The following is a 16,728-nucleotide window of genomic DNA, read 5'->3' on the forward strand; positions in this document are numbered from 1 at the left end:
TTTACCGATCAGTAACGTAGGTCTGCGGGGACTGTAGCGCGCCCGGGACCTCCGCGGCAGTGCCCCAGTAGTCTCAGCCCTCATGGAGCAGAGGCATCTCGGCCGCACCGGACTGCGCGTCTCCCGGATCGGCCTCGGCACCCTCACCTGGGGCCGTGACACCGGCGAGGAAGCCGCCGCCGAACAGGTGAAGACGTTCTGGGAGGCGGGCGGCACGCTCGTCGACACCGCCGACGTCTACGGAGGCGGGGAGGCGGAGTACCTCCTCGGGCGGCTGATGGCCGGCCTCGTCCCGCGCCGGGACCTGGTGATCGCGACCAAGGCGGGCAGCGTCCCGGACCCGGACCGGCGGTTCGACGGCTCGCGCGGACATCTGCTCGCCGCCCTCGACGCCTCGCTGGACCGGCTGGGCACCGACCACGTGGACCTCTGGCAGGTGCACGCCTTCGACCCGTCCACGCCGCTGGAGGAGACCCTGCAGGCGCTGGACCTGGCCGTCAGCAGCGGCCGGGCCCGGTATGCCGGGGTGGCGGGCTTCTGCGGCTGGCAGCTGGCGAAGGCGGCGACCTGGCAGCTCGCGGCGCCCGGGGTACGGACCCGGCTGGCCTCGACGCAGATGGAGTACTCGCTGCTGCAGCGCGGCGTGGAACGGGAGGTGCTGCCGGCCGCGCTGGACCTCGGGATCGGACTGCTGCCCTCCTCCCCGCTGGGCCGCGGGGTGCTGACGGGCAAGTACCGGGACGGCACCCCGGCGGACTCCCGGGGCGCCTCGGAGTCCCTGGCCGCCCTCGTGGACCCCTACCTCGACGAGGCGGCGGGGCGGATCGTCGACGCGGTGGCGACCGCCGCCCAGGGCTTGGCCGTGACCCCGCTCCAGGTGGCCCTGGCGTGGATCCGGGACCGGCCGGGCGTGGTCGCCCCGGTCGTCGGCGCGCGGACGTCCGACCAGCTCGCGGCGGCATTGTCGGTGGAGGCGCTTAGTCTTCCCGAGGAGATCTGCCGGGCGCTGGACGATGTTTCGGCCCCGGTGCACCGCTATCCCGATCAGGACTGGAGCACGCTGTGAGTACGGACCGCCACGCCGATACCGCTGCCGCGGAGGAAGCCGGCCCCGACTCGGCCCAGGCCGGACCGAGCAGCACGGAGGACACCCCCATGACCACAGCCGCCGACCCGGGCGAGGCCAGCGAAGCCGAGGAGCGGGGTCCAGGGGCCGAGCCCGTGGTTTCGGGAAGGGGCGGGGCGGGGGAAAGCCCCGCAGGGCCCGCTGCCGAGGCGGGGACGGACGCCCCCGCGGGAGCCGATGACGCGGCCGGCGCCGGAACCGGGACCGAGCCCGGCGCGGGCGAGAGCGCACTTGGCACGGAAGGGCCGGCCGGCGCCGGTCCGGGCGAAGCCGGTGACGCGGGGCCCGGGGCCGAGCCCCTCACCCCTGCCGAGCCCGCCGCCGGCGCCGCGCTCAGCGAGGCCCAGGCCGAACTGGCCGCGCAGAAGGTCGAGCGGGAGCGGATCGCCCGGCGCAAGGCCGAGCGCGAGGCGCCCGTCGAGGCCGGGGCGAAGCTCAGCGGGAAGGCCGCCGACCTGCTGGCCGCCGTACGGGCCGTGGAGAGCGGAGCGAAGCCGCCCGCCGTGTACTTCGACGAGGCCCCGGCCGCCCCGCGCCGGGCGGCGCCCGCGCCCGCGCAGCCCCAGCGGCCCGCCCCCGCGCCGCCGGCACCGGCGCCCGCCGTCGCGGACGTCGGCGCCGTCCGCGAGGTGCTGGCCCGGGGCGGCGCCCCCGAGGCCCTGGCCGGGGCCGCCGCGGCGGCCCTCGGTGACGGCGCCGCCGAGCAGCTCTCCGAGAACCCCTGGCGGCTGCTGGCGGTCCCCGCCGTGCGCCCGGCCCAGGCGGACGGTTTCGCACGGGCCCTGCTGGGCCCGGGGGCCGGTCCCGGTGACGAACGCCGCACGACGGCCCTGGTGGGCTGGCTGCTGGCCCAGGCCGGGCTCAAGGGGCACACGGCCCTGGAGGCTCCGGTCCTGCAGAAGGCACTGGCCCAGTACGCCGTACCGGATCCGGCCGAGGCGCTGGAACAGGCCATCGCCGAGGGCTCGGTGCTGGTCTTCCACGAACCCCTCGGACCGCCCGTCGCCGAGGACGAGGAACAGCCCGTGAGGATCCTCGTGGGCCTGGAGGGCGCCGCGATGGCCGAGGAGAGCCTGGCCGACGGCCTGGCCCGGCTGGCCACCACCTTCGAGGGCCCGGCGGACTGGGACGAGGTCGCCACGGGCGCGGGCGCCGAGCTGGTCCGCGCCGCCGCGGGCCACGGCCTGGTCACCCACACCGGCGGCGAGGCGGCCCGCGCCGAGCCGCTCGCGCTGGCCGCGGCCGCCCGGGAGCTGGGCCTGCGCGTCTGCCTGGCCGGCCACGCGCCCCGCGAGGGCGCGGTGACCGTGGCGGGGCTGCTGGCCGGGGCCGAGGGGCCCGGGCGGGACGCGGACGGGCAGTTCGAGCTGGACCTGCTCGTGGTGCTGGACGCCCCGCAGCTGGACGTGGAGAGCGCGGCGGCCCTCGTCGAGTCCGTCCCGGACGGGGCCCGGCTGGTGCTCTCCGGGGACCCCGCAGTGCTCGGGTCCGCGGGGGCCGGCCGGGTGTTCGCCGATGTGCTGGCGGCCCGCACCTGCCCCCAGGTGGTGTCCCGCACCCCGGATCCGGGCCCCCTCGGCGAGCTCGTCTCCGGAGTGGGGATCGGGGAGTTGAACCAGGTCGACGCCCCCGGCAAGGAGGTCGTCATCGTCCCGGTGCAGGACGCCGGGGAGGCCGTGCACCGGGCCGTGCAGCTGGTGGCCGAGTCCGTTCCGCGGGCCTTCGGGATCCCGGCGGACGGCGTGCAGGTGATCACCCCGGGCCACGGCGGCTCCGCGGGCACCCGCGTGCTGAACGCCGCCCTGAAGGAGCGGCTGAACCCAGGTCCCGGCCGGTTCGGCGGCTTCGATCCCGGCGACCGGGTCGTCCACGTGCCGTCCCCCGGGCGGGCACTGGCGGCCCGGGTGGTGTCGGCCGACGCGCAGGGGCTGCACCTGGACCGCGCGGGCGCGCGGATCGTCGTACCGAAGGACCTGGTCGAGTCGCAGGTGCGCCACGGCTGGGCGGTGACGGCGCATCAGGCCGTCGGCCTGCGCTGGCCGGCGGTGGTCGTCGTACTGCCGGGTGACGCCGCGCAGACGCTGTCGCGGGACTGGGTCTACACCGCGTTCGGGCGGGCCGAGCGGCACCTGTCGGTGGTGCACGGCGTCGACCAGGCGCTGGCGCACGCGGTGGCGCAGGTGCCGGCGAAGCCGCGTACGACGCGGCTGACGAGCCTGCTGACGGCCCTGGCGGCGGCGGGCGGCCAGCCGGAGTAGGAGCGGGGTGGCGGCGTGGCCCCGCCCTGCGGGGCGGGGCCACGGCGGCCGGTGCAAACGGGGCGTACGGGGCGTGATCAGGCCCTGGTCAGACCCTGCTCCGCCGCGGTCTCCCCGTCGTCCTCGTCCTCGTCCTCCTCTTCGTCGTCGCCCTCGTCGAAGACGGAGCTGACGTCGAACCGGTGCAGGACGTCCTGCGGATCGATGTGCCCGAAGGGCGCGCTCAGCCACTCCCCCGGTTCCGCCACCTCCTCCGAGGCCGCGATCCAGAGGGTGGAATCGTGCTCCTCCAGCCCGAAGTCCTTGGAGCGGGCGGCGATCTCGTCGGGCTCGTACTCCCCGAACAGGACGCCCAGCGCGTCGGCGGTACCGCCGTCATGGACGAATTCTGCGTCCCGGTCGTGCGCGGCGACGCGCTCGGCCTGGGCGATCAGCCGCGGCGGTTCGACCACGGCGTAGTCGCGGCGGATGAGCACGCTGAAGGCGGCGGGCTCGGCGGGGCCGGTGTACGGGACACCGTCCTCGGGCGTGGGGATCTCGAAGGGGGTGACCTCGTCGTAACGGTCGTAGAGGAGTTCGTCGTACTCCTCGGCCGCGGCGGCGAGTTCGTTGAAGGCGGCGTAGACGTCCGGGTCCTCGTCCCCGGTCCTGCGCTCGACCGCGGCGAGGTGACGGTCGAGCGCGGCCTTGACCGCCTCGGCGGCGGCGCGTACCTCGGCAACAGTGGGCAGAGCGGCATCAGACATAGGGGAGACGCTATCCGTAGCAGGGCTCTGCCCGCACAATAGATGCGATGCCGGAATACGAATTCGTCGACGTGTACGTGCCCCGCGGCGTTCCACGCGAGGAGGCGACCCGCCTGCTGACCGACCATGCCGAGTACGGGAACTGGGAGATCGACCGCCTGAGCCTGCACCGCGACGGCAGCCGCCGCGTGCGACTGCGCCGCCGGATCATCCGGCAGGTCCGCGCGACCTGGTGACGCGGGTCCCGGTGGGGGGCACCTCCCGGCGGCAGCCGGGCGAGGGACCCGCGTCGTGAGCGACCGTCAGGCGGCGTTGCGGGCGCGCCTGTAGAGCACGGTGCCCGCCAGCAGCAGTCCGCCGGCGAGCGGGAGACCGGCGGTCAGCACGTCACCGCTGCCGGTGGCGGCCAGGACCGGTGCACCGCTGGTCCCGGTGCCGGTGGCCGGTCCGGGGTGGGTGACCGGGGTGACGGAACCCGCGCCGGGGCCGGTGGGCGTCCCGGGCGTGCCCGGGGTGCCCGTGCCCGGCGTACCGGGGTGGCCCGGGGTGCCGGGGTGGTGCCCGCCGGGAGTGCCCGGGTGACCGGGGTTGCCGGGGTGACCGGGGTTGCCGGGGTGACCGGGGTTGCCGGGGTGACCGGGGTTGCCGGGGTGCTGCCCGCCGGGAGTGCCCGGGTTACCGGGGTGACCGGGGTTGCCGGGGTGACCGGGGTTGCCGGGGTGGTCCGGACGCCCGGGCCGGGCCGGGCCGTTGGAACACTGGTTCCCGAAGGCCGGGTTGAGCAGCGCGATCACGTTGACCGTGTTCCCGCATACGTTCACCGGCGCTTCCACCGGCGCCTGCACGTTGTTCCCAGACAGCACGCCCGGAGAGTTCACGGCATGTCCCGTGGCGGCGGAGTCCGCGTGTGCGTACCCCCCGCCCAGGGCCAGAACACCCCCCGCGGCGGCCATGGTGATCAAGGTCTTCCTGGTGGCCTGTGCCTGTCGTCGCATCTGTACTCGTCCCCTGGTGTGTACGTTTTCGGCCAGGCTCCCCCGCCTGCTGCGCCGAAGATGAGATTCTGTGCCGGAAAGCCCGGCGGCCCCGGAACGCTGGAATGCGTTCCGGGGCCAGGTCTTCAGACGCGTCAGGCGTTGACGCAGGTGTTGCCGAAGGCCGGGTTCAGCAGCGCGATGACGTTCACCGTGTTGCCGCAGACGTTCACGGGGACGTGAACCGGAACCTGGACGACGTTGCCGGACAGGACACCGGGGGAGCCGATGGCCGCACCCTGGGCACCCGCGTCGGCGACAGCCAGGCCCGCACCCGCGAGAACCAGACCACCGGTGGCAGCCGCAGCAGCAGCAACCTTCTTGAGCATTGTTCCTCCTAGTAGGCAAGTGCGGTCCCAGCCGCGGACCGCACCACCTGTAACGAGGAGGGATCACCGGGGCTACGAGCGTATGAGTGCGTTCACTCTTCTCAGTGGAATGCGCACACCTTCGCGATTCTCAGGCGTTGTCGATGAATCGGTCGAGCACCCGCACGCCGAACTTCAGCCCGTCCACGGGTACGCGCTCGTCCACGCCGTGGAACATCCCGGCGAAGTCCAGCTCCGGCGGCAGCTGGAGCGGCGCGAAGCCGAAGCAGCGGATGCCGAGGTCGTCGAAGGACTTGGCGTCCGTGCCGCCCGAGAGCATGTACGGGACCGCCCGCGCGATCGGGTCCTCGGCCCTCAGGGCGCCCTGCATGGCGTCCACGAGCCGGCCGTCGAAGTCCGTCTCCAGCGCCTTGTCGGCGTGCACGTCCTCGCGCTTCACGCGCGGGCCCAGGATGCGGTCCAGGTCGGCGAAGAACTCGTCCTCGTAGCCCGGCAGGAAGCGGCCGTCGACGTGGGCGGTCGCCTGGCCGGGGATGACGTTGACCTTGTAGCCGGCGCCGAGCATCGTCGGGGCGGCGGAGTTGCGCAGCGTCGCGCCGACCATCTTGGCGATGCCGCCGAGCTTGGCGAGCGTGGCGTCCATGTCGTCCGGGTCGAGCGGGGTGCCCAGCGCGTCCGAGAGCTCGTCCAGGAAGTGCCGGACGGTCTTGGTGACGCGTACGGGCCAGGTGTGGCGGCCCAGCCGCCCCACTGCCTCGCAGAGCTCGGTGATCGCGTTGTCGTTGTTGGTCATGGAGCCGTGGCCCGCGGTGCCCTCCACCGTGAGCCGCATCCAGTGCATGCCCTTCTGGGCGGTCTCCACGAGGTAGAGCCGCAGGTTCTCGTTCACGGTGAAGGAGAAGCCGCCGACCTCGCCGATCGCCTCGGTGACGCCCTCGAACAGACCCGGGTGCTTGTCGACGAGGTGCCGCGCCCCGTAGACGCCGCCCGCCTCCTCGTCCGCGAGGAAGGCCAGCACGATGTCGCGCGGGGGCTTGCGCCCGCTGCGCATCCGGTCGCGCACGACGGCGAGCGTCATCGCGTCCATGTCCTTCATGTCGACCGCGCCGCGGCCCCACACGCAGCCGTCGGCGATCTCGCCCGAGAAGGGGTCGTAGGTCCAGTCGGCGGCGTTGGCCGGGACCACGTCGGTGTGCCCGTGGATCAGCAGCGCGGGCCGCGAGGGGTCCTCCCCCTCGATCCGCGCCACCGTCGAGGCGCGCCCCTTGTGCGATTCGAAGATCTGCGGCTCCAGCCCGACCTCGGCGAGCTTCTCGGCGACCCACTCCGCCGCCTTGCGCTCTCCGGGGCCCGAGTGGTCTCCGTAATTGCTGGTGTCGATCCGGATGAGGTCCCGGCAGAGGTCGACGACCTCGTCCTCACCGGAGACGGTCCTGCCCGCGCTCGACTCGCTCACGCTGCTTCCTCCCACTGATCGGTACCGAACGCCTCCATCCTCCCGCTCCCGGCCGCTCCGCCCAAGGGCGATCCCCGGCCGACGGGGGGTGTGATCGAGGCCCCCGGAATGTTTGGTAATGTTTTCCACGTCGGAACGGCCCGCGAGGGACGCGAGACAGACACCTTGTCCGGGTGGCGGAATGGCAGACGCGCTAGCTTGAGGTGCTAGTGCCCTTTATCGGGCGTGGGGGTTCAAGTCCCCCCTCGGACACAAGAGAAGGACCCCGCTTCGGCGGGGTCCTTTTGCGTGGGCCGGGTTTCGTTGCGCGGGGTGTGCGCAAAAGCCCGTACGGAGCCCTGCGCGCGGGGCTCCGTACGGGCTCGGGGACGTCAGTCGCGCGAGGCGGCGAGGTCGGCCACCCGGCCGCGCACCAGGTACCAGCCGCCGACGAGGGCGGCGCCGATGACCGGGACGAACATGACCGTGGTGCGGCCCACACCGCCGTCGCACCACATCAGGACGAGCACCGCCACGAGGAAGACCAGCGTGACGACCTGGGTGTACGGGGCCCAGGGCAGCCGGTAGGCGGGGCGCTGGAGGCGGCCCTGCCGGGCGCGGCGCCAGAAGTGGAGCGAGCAGATCATGACCATCGCCCAGGTGCCGAGGATGCCGAGCGAGGCGAAGTTGAGGACGAGCTCGAAGGCCTCGTCCTCCATGAAGTAGTTCAGGCCGACGCCGGCGACGCCGAAGGCGGCGGTGAACAGGACGCCGCCGTAGGGGACCCTGCCCTTGTTCATGCGGGCGGTGAACTTCGGGGCGGAGCCGGAGATGGCCATGGAGCGCAGGATCCGGCCGGTGGAGTAGAGGCCGGAGTTCAGGCTGGAGAGGGCCGCGGTCAGGACGACCAGGTTCATGACGCCCGCGGCGCCGGGGACGCCGAGCTTGTCGAAGACGGTGACGAAGGGGCTCTGGTCGGAGCTGTACTCCGTGTACGGGAGCAGCAGCGCGAGCAGGACCACGGAGCCGACGTAGAAGAGGCCCACGCGCCACATGATCGAGTTGATCGCCTTGGGCATGATCTTCTCGGGGTTCTCGGTCTCCCCGGCGGCGACTCCGCAGAGCTCGACGGAGGCGTACGCGAAGACCACGCCCTGGATCACCAGGAGCATCGGCAGGACGCCGGAGGGGAAGAGTCCGCCGTTGTCGGTGACGGAGGCGAGGCCGGGGGTGTGGCCGCCGATCTCGTGGCTGGTGGCGACGAGCCAGATGCCGACGATCAGGAAGACCACCAGGGCGGCGACCTTGACCAGGGAGAACCAGAACTCCATCTCGCCGAAGTACTTCACCGAGATCAGGTTGGCGGTGAGGACGACGGCGAGGGCGATGAAGGCGAGGACCCACTGGGGGACGTCGGTGAACAGCGACCAGAAGTGGGCGTAGGTCGCGGCGGCGGTGATGTCGGCGACGGTGGTCGTGGACCAGTTCAGGAAGTACAGCCAGCCGGCCGTGTAGGCGCCCTTCTCGCCCATGAACTCACGGGCGTAGGAGACGAAGGCACCGGAGGAGGGGCGGTAGAGGACGAGCTCGCCGAGCGCACGGACGACGAAGAAGGCGAAGACTCCGCATACCGCGTAGGCGATCGCGAGGGAGGGGCCGGCGCCGGCGAGGCGTCCGCCGGCGCCGAGGAACAGGCCGGTGCCTATCGCTCCGCCGATCGCGATCATGTTGATGTGGCGGGACTTGAGGTCCTTGCTGTAGCCCTCGTCACCGGCGTCGACGTGGCGGGACGACGCCGGGGCGGGTGCCTCGGTCAAGGTGCGGTCACTCAGGTCACTCAGGTCACTCATGTATGACTTCGCCTTCGTGGGTCGGGCGGGCAGGCCGGACCGGGCGCAGGGGAGCTGGGTGGTGTCCCCTGTGTCATGGTCCGGTGATTTTGTCGCCCCAGGAGACCATGAGGGTCCGCCCCCCGCCAAAATCGCCCCTCACATGACGAAGCCCCCGATGACCTTGGAAACGGTTGTCGGGGGCTTCTCCTGAGGAGGAAAGCGGGGTCAGTCGCCGGGAGTGGTCTCCGCCGCCTGATCGAGGCGGAAGGCTTCGTTCCCCAGGCCGATACGGGCGTGCACCTCGGGGCGCTCGCGGCGCAGCACCACTCCGTAGAGCAGCCCGATCACGACGGCGGCGCCGATGATGCCGGGCAGGACCCAGCTGAGCGCGGAGCCCTTCTCGGCGCCGACCAGGACGTCGAAGTCCTTGACGGTGTAGGCGGCGATGCCGAGGAGGGCCAGGCCCGCGGCGCCGGCGGCGACGAGCCGCCAGACCTGGGCCGCGGCGGTGCCGCGGCGGACGAAGAAGGCGATGACCGCGAAGGAGGCGGCGGCCATGAGGAGGGTCACACCGAGCGCCCCGACGTTGCCCATCCAGGTGAACAGGTGCAGGACGGGGGTGGTCGGGTCGGGCAGCTGCACCGGCAGGCTGGGGTCGGCGGGCGCCTCGTCGCCGGTGACGGCGAAGGCGATCACGACGAGGGCGGCGATGACGGTCTGGAGGAGGGAGCCCGTGGCGGGGGCGCCGGTGCCGGGGTTGGTGCGGCCGAAGGCGGCCGGGAGCAGGCCCTCGCGGCCCATGGCGAAGGCGTACCGGGCGACCACGTTGTGGAAGCTGAGCATGGCCGCGAACATGCCGGTCACGAAGAGGACGTGCAGGACGTCGGTGAAGGTGGCGCCGAGGCGGGTCTCGGTGAGCTGGAAGAGCAGGCCGGGGCCGGCCTCCCCGGCGGTCTTGACGACCTCGGCGGGGCCGGTGGCGACGGTGAGGGCCCAGGCGCTGAAGGCGAAGAAGAGGGCGACGAAGCCGACGCCGAGGAACATCACGCGGGAGACGACGATGTGCGGCTTGCTGGTCTCCTCGGCGTACACCGGGGACTGCTCGAAGCCGACGAAGGCGGCGATGCAGAAGCACAGGGCGGTGCCGAGGCCCGCTCCGCTGAGCGTTTCGGGGTTGAAGGCGTGGAGCGAGAGACCTTCGGGGCCGGGCTCGGTGAGGGCGGCGACGTCGAAGACCACGACGAGGGCGCACTCGATGAGGAGGAGGACGCCGAGCACCTTGGCGTTGAGGTCGATCTTGAGCCAGCCGAGCCCTCCGGTGACTGCGACCGCGAGCAGGGCCGGTATCCACCAGGCGAGCTCGACCTCCAGATAGGTGGCGAAGAGGCTGGAGATCTCGAAGCCGAGGATGCCGTACACGCCGACCTGCATGGCGCTGTACGCGATGAGGGCGACGAGGGAGGCGGCCGCGCCGGCGGTGGGTCCGAGGCCGCGCGCGATGTACGCGTAGAAGGCGCCGGCGTTGTGGACGTGCCGGCTCATCTCGGCGTAGCCGATGCTGAACAGCGCGAGGACGACGCCGAGGATGACGAACAGCAGCGGCTGGCCGACGATGCCCATGACCCCGAAGGTCGTGGGCATGACACCGGCGACCACCATCAGCGGCGCACTGGCGGCGAGCACGGAGAGCAGCAGGCCCGCGGTGCCGAGCCGGTCGGCGCGCAGGGCCCGGTCCTGGCCCTTGTAGGTACGGATCTCGGCCGGGTCTTGGAGCGTGGTGGATCTGCCCGTCGGCATGGCGCCGTCCTTTCGGGGGTGGGGTCCTTCGGGGGCTCCGGGGAGCCTGGGGGTCGTCCGGTGCCGCGGAGGAGGGGGTCAGGCGGTGCCGAGCGCGACCCTCCGCGCGGCGAGGAAGGCCTTGTGCGGGTCCCGGTCCGGATAGGACCAGGGGGCCCGGGTGGCGTGGCTGCCGATGCGGTGGAAGAGGGCGGCGGCCTCGGCGGGGCGGCCCTCGCAGAGTTTGGCGTGGGCCAGGAAGTTGAGGTCGACCCGGTTGCGGGGGTGGTCCTCGCGCTCCCACTCCAGCCACCAGTCGAAGGCGGAGCGCAGGACCTGGCGGGCGCGGCGGCCCGCCCAGTGGGCGGCGGCCGCCTCGGGGTCGTGGCCGTACGTGGCGGCGAGCACCCGGTAGCGCTCGGCGTGGGCGACGACGGGGAGCACGGCGAGCGGGGAGTCGGCGGGGGACTCCTCGGCGGCCCAGGACGCGAAGTCGTAGACCTCGTGGAGCGGGTCGTGGCCGGAGGTGAGGGCCCGCTCGGCGAGCCGGGCGACCATCAGGTGGTGGGCGTGGTGGTGCTCGCGGTGGCGGGCCCGGACCTGGTCGAAGTGGCGGCTGAACTCCTCCTCGGTCCCGAAGGTCCGGGAGAGGAGGAGCAGTCCGAGCCAGGGCGTGGGGTCGGCGGGCAGCAGGGCGGCGGCCCGGCGGCAGGCTTCCTCGGCGTCGGCCGGCGCGCCCTGCTGGCGCAGGGCGTCGAAGACGGCGGCGCAGGCGAGCAGGGCGGCGGCGTCGGCGCTCTCCGGTTCGGCGAGCAGCCATTCCCGGGCCCAGGCGGTGGCCGCCCGGGTCTGGGCGAGCACGACGACGCGGTGGCCCCGGCGGTCCCAGTCGTCGCCGGTGCCGACGAGGAGGGAGCGGGCACTGGCCCAGCGTCCCTGGTTGAACTGGCTCCGCACGTCGACGAGTTCGGCGTCGCACAGGGCAGGGTCGAACAGCTGGGCGTCCCGCTTGCGGGCGCGGCCGAGGGGCGGAGGCGGGGACATCCGCGGGTATCCCTCCAGGACGCGGGCGGCCGGTGATCACGCACAGCAAAGCGGTACGCACAGCTCCACGTCAAGGTCCAGTCCACTGCCTGGCGGGTTTCAACTGGTCTGGAGGTCGTGTGAGTTGTGTCGGTTGCGCCGCTTCGGGGCCTTCGCCCGCGCGCCGTAGAGTGGGCCGCATGACGGCACCCGACGCCCTCCCCCCGTACCTGCTGGGGTTCCCCGGCCCGTTGCGCGACCGGTTGGTCGCGGCCGCGCTGAGCGGGGCGAAGACCAGTACCACCGGCCTCCTCGCGGAGTACGAGGCCGAGGGCGAGGCCCTGCCGGAGCCCGGCGCCCGCAGCCTGCTGGTGGACTCCGGGGAGCGCGGGGTGGCGGTGGTGGAGGTGACGGCCGTGGAGGTGCTGCGGCTCGGGGACGTCGGGCTGCGGCACGCGCTCGACGAGGGCGAGGGGTACGCGTCGGTGGCCGAATGGCGTAGGGCGCACGAGGAGTTCTGGCACAGCGAGCCGATGCGCGCGGCGCTCGGTGACCCGCGGTTCACGGTCGACGACGACACGCTGGTCGTCGCGGAGCGGTTCCGGGTCACCGAGCGGCTGTCCGCCTGACGGTCGGGCGGCGGCACGGGCGGTCAGGCGGCGGCACGGGCGACGGTCAGGCGACCGCGTCGGCGGCGGCGCGGCCCGCCGCCCGGCCCGAGAAGATGCACCCGCCGAGGAAGGTGCCCTCCAGGGCCCGGTAGCCGTGGACCCCGCCGCCGCCGAATCCCGCCGCCTCGCCCGCCGCGTAGACGCCGGGCAGCGGTTCGCCGTCGGTGGTCAGGACGCGCGAGGAGAGGTCGGTTTCCAGGCCGCCCAGGGACTTGCGGGTCAGGATCGAGAGCCGTACCGCGATCAGCGGGCCGGCCGCGGGGTCCAGGATCCTGTGCGGGGCGGCCGTGCGGATCAGTTTGTCGCCGAGGTACCTGCGGGCGCCGTGGATGGCCGTCACCTGGAGGTCCTTGGTGAAGGGGTTGGCGATCTCCCGGTCGCGGGCGACGATCTCGCGCCGGACGGCGGCCTCGTCGAGGAGGTCCTCCTTGGTCACCGCGTTCATGCCGCGCACCAGGGCGGACAGGTCCCGTTCGACGACGAAGTCGGCGCCGTTGTCCATGAAGGCCTTGACCGGGGCGGGCACGGCCTGACGGGCGCGGGAGATGACATCGCGGATAGACCTGCCGGTGAGGTCGGGGTTCTGCTCGGAGCCGGAGAGGGCGAACTCCTTGCCGATGATGCGCTGGTTGAGCACGAACCACGTGTGGTCGTGGCCGGTCTTCATGATGTGGTCGAGCGTGCCGAGGGTGTCGAAGCCCGGGAAGAGCGGCACGGGCAGCCGCTTGCCGGTCGCGTCCAGCCACAGCGGGGACGGGCCGGGCAGGATGCGGATGCCGTGCCTTGCCCAGATCGGGTTCCAGTTCTCGATGCCCTCCGTGTAGTGCCACATCCGGTCCTTGTTGATGTGGCTGGCGCCCGCGGCCTCCGCGACGCCGAGCATCAGGCCGTCCACGTGGGCCGGGACCCCGGAGAGCATCCGCTGGGGCGGGGTGCCGAGCCGGGCGGGCCACTGCGCGCGCACCAGATCGTGGTTGCCGCCGATGCCGCCGCTGGTCACGATGACGGCCTGGGCCCGCAGGGAGAAGGCCCCGGTGCTCTCCCGGCTGCTCGCGGTGCCCCGTACGGCGGCGGAGGGCTCCAGTATCTCGCCCGTCACGGTGTCCACGGCGCCGGCCGTCGCGCCGAGGCCGGTGACCCGGTGGCGGAACCTCAGCTGGACCAGGCCGCGGGCCACCCCGGCCCGCACGCGCCGCTCGAAGGGTTCCACCAGGCCGGGGCCGGTGCCCCAGGTGATGTGGAAGCGGGGGACGGAGTTCCCGTGGCCGTTGGCGTCGTAGCCCCCGCGCTCCGCCCAGCCGACGACGGGGAAGAAGCGGACGCCCTGCGCGTGCAGCCAGGGGCGCTTCTCCCCGGCCGCGAAGTCGACGTAGGCCTCGGCCCAGCGGCGCGGCCAGGCGTCCTCGGCGCGGTCGAATCCGGCCGTGCCCAGCCAGTCCTGGAGGGCGAGGTCGTGACTGTCCTTGATCCGCATCCGGCGCTGTTCGGGCGAGTTCACGAAGAACAGGCCGCCGAAGGACCAGTGCGCCTGCCCGCCGATCGACTGCTCCGGCTCCTGGTCGAGCAGGATGACCTTGCGGCCCGCGTCGACGAGCTCGGCGGTGGCCACGAGGCCCGCGAGCCCGGCTCCGATCACGATCACGTCTGCGTCGTACGTCATGCGGTTACCCGTCCTCCGTCGATGGTGGGGCAGATCCTTGGCTACGGAGCGGTAACCAGTCAACAGCGGTGATTGGATGACCTGTGTGAGTGCCGCTGATGAAGTACTGGACGTGGTGGACCGGGACGACCGGGTGGTCGGGCAGGCCCCGCGCGGCGAGGTGTACGCCCGTGGGCTGATCCACCGCTGTGTGTTCGTGCAGGCGACGGACGCGCGGGGCCGGGTCTTCGTGCACCGGCGGACCGCCTCGAAGCTCGTCTTCCCCTCGCACTACGACATGTTCGTGGGCGGGGTGGTGGGCGCCGGCGAGAGCTACGCGCGGGCCGCGCTGCGGGAGGCCGAGGAGGAGCTGGGCGTCTCGGGGCTGCCGCAGCCCGTCCCGCTGTTCAAGTTCCTGTACGAGGGCCCGGGCGGGGCCTGGTGGTCCTACGTGCACGAGGTGCGGTGCGAGCCGGCGGTGGCTCCGCAGGCCTCGGAGGTCGCCTGGCACGCGTACCTCTCGCGGGAGGAGCTGGACCGGCGGGTCGGGGACGGGCAGTGGCCCTGGGTGCCGGACGGGCTGGAGGCGTACCGGCGGCTGCGGGAGTTCCGGGGGCTCCACCAGTAGATTGGGCGGGTGATCGACTTCGTCAAGGACGCGCGCCTCTGGTTCGCACCGTCGCGGCTGAAGGACGAGGGCGAGACCCCCGACTACCGCTTCTCGCTGGCCAACGAGCGGACCTTCCTGGCCTGGATCCGGACCGCGCTGGCCCTGGTGGGCGGCGGTTTCGCCGTCGACCAGTTCCTGCCCGACCTGCGGTGGGGGGTGCGGGTCGGGATGGCCTTCGCGCTGCTCGGGGTGGGCGCGGGCTGTGCGCTGCGCGCCGTGAACCACTGGGTGCGGTGCGAGCGGGCGATGCGGCGGGGTGAGGACCTGCCGGTGTCGCGGTTCCCCGTGGTGCTGAGTCTGGGCGTGGGGCTGGTCGCGGTGACGATGGTGGTGGTCGTGCTGCTGGGCTGGACGAGGGGCCGGTGAGGCCTCCCGGCGGGGGCGGCGGGGGCCCGGCCGGTGAGCTGCGCGATGCCGGGTTGCAGCCGGAGCGGACCCGGCTCGCCTGGCGGCGGACGACGCTGGCCTCGTCGGTGGTGTTGGTGCTGGCGCTGCGGCAGACGTTGCGCGGGTCAGGCGCTGCGCCGGAGCTGGTGGGGGCAGCGGTGATCGCGCTGTCCTGGCTGGCGTTCCTGGGGGTGGCGCACCGGCGGATCCGGGCCCTGGCGGCGGGCCGGCCGACGGCTCTGGCGCCGCGGGCGGCCCTGGCGGCGGCGGCGTGCACGGTGGCCCTGGCGGTGTGCGCGATGGCGGTGATCGTCTGACCCGTAGGTCCGATGATCAGGGTTCTTCACGCCACCAGGAGAGCCACTCGGAGTGCCATTCGGAGCACACTCGGAGCGCCACTCGGACACAACGGGCGATATCCGGCGATCGGCACTAACGTCGGCGCCATGACGACCATGCACCACGAACATCCCACGCACCAGCACACGCACGGCGCGGACTGCGGGCACCGGGCGGTGCCGCACGGCGATCACACCGACTACGCGCACGACGGGCATCTGCACCGGGAGCACTCCGGGCACTGGGACGAGTGCGAGCCCTCGGGGCACACCGCGCACGAGGGCCACGCGCACGCGCACGGCGCGGACTGCGGGCACGACACGGTCCAGCACGGTGATCACGTCGACTATCTGCACGACGGGCACCGGCACGCGGCCCACGACGGGCACTACGACGACCACTGACTGAAGGATCAGTCTGTACAGGGGATCAGTCGGCACAGGGGATCAGTCAGTACAGGGCACCCCCTCTCCCCCGGCGCCGCGACGGCTGGCAGGATGCTGACCGCCCGTCAAGCGATGTGGGGAGAGCCCGGATGCCCGTCGATGAGCCGTATCTCGTCCAGCCCGCGCCGGGCGTGTACGCCTATGTCCAGCCGGACGGCGGCTGGTGCCTGAACAACGCCGGTTTCGTGAGCGACGGCGGGCGCACCCTGCTCGTCGACACCGCCGCCACCGAACGCCGGGCCCGGGCGCTGCGCGACGCGGTCGTGGCGGCCGGGGTGCCGCTCCCCCGCACCGTGGTGAACACCCACCACCACGGCGACCACACCTACGGCAACGGCGTGTTCGCCCCCGAGGCGCTGATCCTCGGGCACGACAACGCACGGTCCGAGCAGCTCGCCGCGGGGCACCAGCTGGAGATGATCTGGCCCGCCACCGACTTCGGCGCGATAGAGATCACCCCGCCCGATCTCACCTACAGCGACCGGGCGACCCTGCACGTCGGCGCGACGGAGGTGCAGGTCGTGCACCCGGGCGTGGCCCACACCACCGGCGACTCGGTCGTGTGGCTCCCCCGGCAGCGGGTGGTCTTCACCGGGGACCTGGTCTTCGCCGGCGGGACGCCGTTCCTGGCGATGGGCTCCCTCGCCGGCTCCCTGCGGGCACTGGAGCTGCTGCGCTCGCTGGACGCGGAGACGGTCGTACCCGGGCACGGGCCGCTGACCGATCCGTCAGCCTACGAGGCCACCGAGCGCTATCTGCGGTACGTGGCCGAGCTCGCCCGGGAGGGACGGGCGAAGGGGCTGACCCCGCTGGAGGTGGCGCGCCAGGCCGATCTCGGCGAGTTCTCCGCCTGGCGGGACAGCGAGCGGCTGGTGGCGAACGTGCACCGGGCGTACGCGGAACTGGCCGGGGAGCCGGAGGGCGCGCCCCTGGACATCCTGGCGGTCCTGAAGGACATGACGGTGATGAACGGCGGAACGCCGATCCTCTGCCACGCCTGATCCCCGAGGATCCCGT

Annotated in this window: 17 protein-coding genes and 1 tRNA gene; 10 read left to right on the forward strand and 8 right to left on the reverse strand. The window is 73.0% G+C overall.

Going from position 1 to position 16,728, the window contains the following annotated elements; genetic code table 11:
* Nucleotides 1–82: 82 nt before the first annotated feature.
* Nucleotides 83–1,066: an aldo/keto reductase gene (locus AC07DU_RS15435; protein ID WP_360887672.1), complete on the forward strand. Its 984-nt coding sequence runs from the start codon at nucleotides 83–85 to the stop codon at nucleotides 1,064–1,066.
* Nucleotides 1,063–3,384: a helix-hairpin-helix domain-containing protein gene (locus AC07DU_RS15440; RefSeq protein WP_479111749.1), complete on the forward strand. Its 2,322-nt coding sequence runs from the start codon at nucleotides 1,063–1,065 to the stop codon at nucleotides 3,382–3,384. The genes AC07DU_RS15435 and AC07DU_RS15440 overlap by 4 nt, the downstream gene beginning before the upstream one ends.
* A 77-nt stretch (nucleotides 3,385–3,461) precedes the next feature.
* On the opposite strand, the gene AC07DU_RS15445 is transcribed toward AC07DU_RS15440, so the two are convergent.
* A complete protein-coding gene (locus AC07DU_RS15445) occupies nucleotides 3,462–4,130 on the reverse strand; it encodes a hypothetical protein (RefSeq protein ID WP_360887677.1) in 669 nt (222 codons plus the stop codon).
* Nucleotides 4,131–4,177: 47 nt separating this feature from the next.
* Between AC07DU_RS15445 and AC07DU_RS15450 the strand changes: the two genes are divergently transcribed.
* Nucleotides 4,178–4,366, forward strand: coding sequence for a DUF5703 family protein (locus tag AC07DU_RS15450; protein ID WP_360887680.1), 189 nt, complete (start codon nucleotides 4,178–4,180; stop codon nucleotides 4,364–4,366).
* Between the two features lie 66 nt (nucleotides 4,367–4,432).
* Here the strand turns inward: AC07DU_RS15450 and AC07DU_RS15455 are convergent, their stop codons facing one another.
* From AC07DU_RS15455 to AC07DU_RS15465, 3 genes are all read right to left on the reverse strand, one after another.
* Nucleotides 4,433–5,125 (reverse strand): chaplin, encoded by a 693-nt coding sequence (locus AC07DU_RS15455; protein WP_479111751.1) that lies wholly within the window; start codon nucleotides 5,123–5,125, stop codon nucleotides 4,433–4,435.
* A 134-nt stretch (nucleotides 5,126–5,259) separates the two neighbouring features.
* Complete coding sequence (chpH, locus tag AC07DU_RS15460) at nucleotides 5,260–5,493, reverse strand: chaplin ChpH (protein ID WP_361950270.1); 234 nt, start codon at nucleotides 5,491–5,493, stop codon at nucleotides 5,260–5,262.
* Nucleotides 5,494–5,623: 130 nt separating this feature from the next.
* The gene (locus AC07DU_RS15465) at nucleotides 5,624–6,949 is read right to left on the reverse strand and encodes a M20/M25/M40 family metallo-hydrolase (RefSeq protein WP_479111753.1); all 1,326 of its coding nucleotides are present in this window, start codon (nucleotides 6,947–6,949) and stop codon (nucleotides 5,624–5,626) included.
* A 167-nt stretch (nucleotides 6,950–7,116) separates the two neighbouring features.
* On the opposite strand from AC07DU_RS15465, the gene AC07DU_RS15470 reads away from it, so the two are divergent.
* Nucleotides 7,117–7,201: transfer RNA gene (locus AC07DU_RS15470), tRNA-Leu, on the forward strand.
* Nucleotides 7,202–7,320: 119 nt separating this feature from the next.
* Here the strand turns inward: AC07DU_RS15470 and AC07DU_RS15475 are convergent.
* The 3 genes from AC07DU_RS15475 to AC07DU_RS15485 form a co-directional block, all read right to left on the reverse strand.
* The gene (locus tag AC07DU_RS15475; RefSeq protein ID WP_453374571.1) at nucleotides 7,321–8,760 is read right to left on the reverse strand and encodes an amino acid permease; all 1,440 of its coding nucleotides are present in this window, start codon (nucleotides 8,758–8,760) and stop codon (nucleotides 7,321–7,323) included.
* 225 nt (nucleotides 8,761–8,985) lie between these two features.
* Nucleotides 8,986–10,557: an APC family permease gene (locus tag AC07DU_RS15480; protein ID WP_479111755.1), complete on the reverse strand. Its 1,572-nt coding sequence runs from the start codon at nucleotides 10,555–10,557 to the stop codon at nucleotides 8,986–8,988.
* A 78-nt stretch (nucleotides 10,558–10,635) separates the two neighbouring features.
* Complete coding sequence (locus AC07DU_RS15485; RefSeq protein WP_360887698.1) at nucleotides 10,636–11,580, reverse strand: hypothetical protein; 945 nt, start codon at nucleotides 11,578–11,580, stop codon at nucleotides 10,636–10,638.
* A 179-nt stretch (nucleotides 11,581–11,759) separates the two neighbouring features.
* On the opposite strand from AC07DU_RS15485, the gene AC07DU_RS15490 reads away from it, so the two are divergent.
* Nucleotides 11,760–12,188, forward strand: coding sequence for an ASCH domain-containing protein (locus AC07DU_RS15490; protein WP_479111758.1), 429 nt, complete (start codon nucleotides 11,760–11,762; stop codon nucleotides 12,186–12,188).
* A 46-nt stretch (nucleotides 12,189–12,234) separates the two neighbouring features.
* Here the strand turns inward: AC07DU_RS15490 and AC07DU_RS15495 are convergent, their stop codons facing one another.
* Nucleotides 12,235–13,890: an FAD-binding dehydrogenase gene (locus AC07DU_RS15495; protein WP_479111760.1), complete on the reverse strand. Its 1,656-nt coding sequence runs from the start codon at nucleotides 13,888–13,890 to the stop codon at nucleotides 12,235–12,237.
* Between the two features lie 76 nt (nucleotides 13,891–13,966).
* Between AC07DU_RS15495 and AC07DU_RS15500 the strand changes: the two genes are divergently transcribed.
* The 5 genes from AC07DU_RS15500 to AC07DU_RS15520 all read left to right on the forward strand — a co-directional run bounded on the left by AC07DU_RS15500 (nucleotide 13,967) and on the right by AC07DU_RS15520 (nucleotide 16,712).
* Nucleotides 13,967–14,497, forward strand: coding sequence for an NUDIX hydrolase (locus AC07DU_RS15500; protein WP_479031678.1), 531 nt, complete (start codon nucleotides 13,967–13,969; stop codon nucleotides 14,495–14,497).
* Nucleotides 14,498–14,506: 9 nt separating this feature from the next.
* Entirely contained in the window at nucleotides 14,507–14,905 is a 399-nt protein-coding gene (locus AC07DU_RS15505) for a YidH family protein (RefSeq protein WP_479031681.1), read from the forward strand.
* Entirely contained in the window at nucleotides 14,902–15,243 is a 342-nt protein-coding gene (locus AC07DU_RS15510) for a DUF202 domain-containing protein (protein WP_479031684.1), read from the forward strand. Before AC07DU_RS15505 ends, AC07DU_RS15510 begins: the two co-directional genes overlap by 4 nt.
* Before the next feature lie 129 nt (nucleotides 15,244–15,372).
* A complete protein-coding gene (locus AC07DU_RS15515; RefSeq protein WP_360887716.1) occupies nucleotides 15,373–15,669 on the forward strand; it encodes a hypothetical protein in 297 nt (98 codons plus the stop codon).
* Nucleotides 15,670–15,800: 131 nt separating this feature from the next.
* Nucleotides 15,801–16,712 carry an MBL fold metallo-hydrolase gene (locus tag AC07DU_RS15520; protein WP_479111762.1) on the forward strand — a complete coding sequence of 304 codons (912 nt, stop codon included), beginning with the start codon at nucleotides 15,801–15,803 and terminating at the stop codon, nucleotides 16,710–16,712.
* The last annotated feature ends 16 nt before the right edge of the window (nucleotides 16,713–16,728 follow it).

It is taken from the genome of Streptomyces sp. NPDC045695 (assembly GCF_056432025.1).

Coding starts and splice junctions, on each gene's coding strand:
- AC07DU_RS15520 (WP_479111762.1), top strand. CDS start 15,801: ATGCCCGTCGATGAGCCGTATCTCGTCCAGCCCGCGCCGGGCGTGTAC.
- chpH (WP_361950270.1), bottom strand. CDS start 5,493: ATGCTCAAGAAGGTTGCTGCTGCTGCGGCTGCCACCGGTGGTCTGGTT.
- AC07DU_RS15495 (WP_479111760.1), bottom strand. CDS start 13,890: ATGACGTACGACGCAGACGTGATCGTGATCGGAGCCGGGCTCGCGGGC.
- AC07DU_RS15455 (WP_479111751.1), bottom strand. CDS start 5,125: ATGCGACGACAGGCACAGGCCACCAGGAAGACCTTGATCACCATGGCC.
- AC07DU_RS15450 (WP_360887680.1), top strand. CDS start 4,178: ATGCCGGAATACGAATTCGTCGACGTGTACGTGCCCCGCGGCGTTCCA.
- AC07DU_RS15480 (WP_479111755.1), bottom strand. CDS start 10,557: ATGCCGACGGGCAGATCCACCACGCTCCAAGACCCGGCCGAGATCCGT.
- AC07DU_RS15445 (WP_360887677.1), bottom strand. CDS start 4,130: ATGTCTGATGCCGCTCTGCCCACTGTTGCCGAGGTACGCGCCGCCGCC.
- AC07DU_RS15435 (WP_360887672.1), top strand. CDS start 83: ATGGAGCAGAGGCATCTCGGCCGCACCGGACTGCGCGTCTCCCGGATC.
- AC07DU_RS15490 (WP_479111758.1), top strand. CDS start 11,760: ATGACGGCACCCGACGCCCTCCCCCCGTACCTGCTGGGGTTCCCCGGC.
- AC07DU_RS15515 (WP_360887716.1), top strand. CDS start 15,373: ATGACGACCATGCACCACGAACATCCCACGCACCAGCACACGCACGGC.
- AC07DU_RS15500 (WP_479031678.1), top strand. CDS start 13,967: ATGACCTGTGTGAGTGCCGCTGATGAAGTACTGGACGTGGTGGACCGG.
- AC07DU_RS15485 (WP_360887698.1), bottom strand. CDS start 11,580: ATGTCCCCGCCTCCGCCCCTCGGCCGCGCCCGCAAGCGGGACGCCCAG.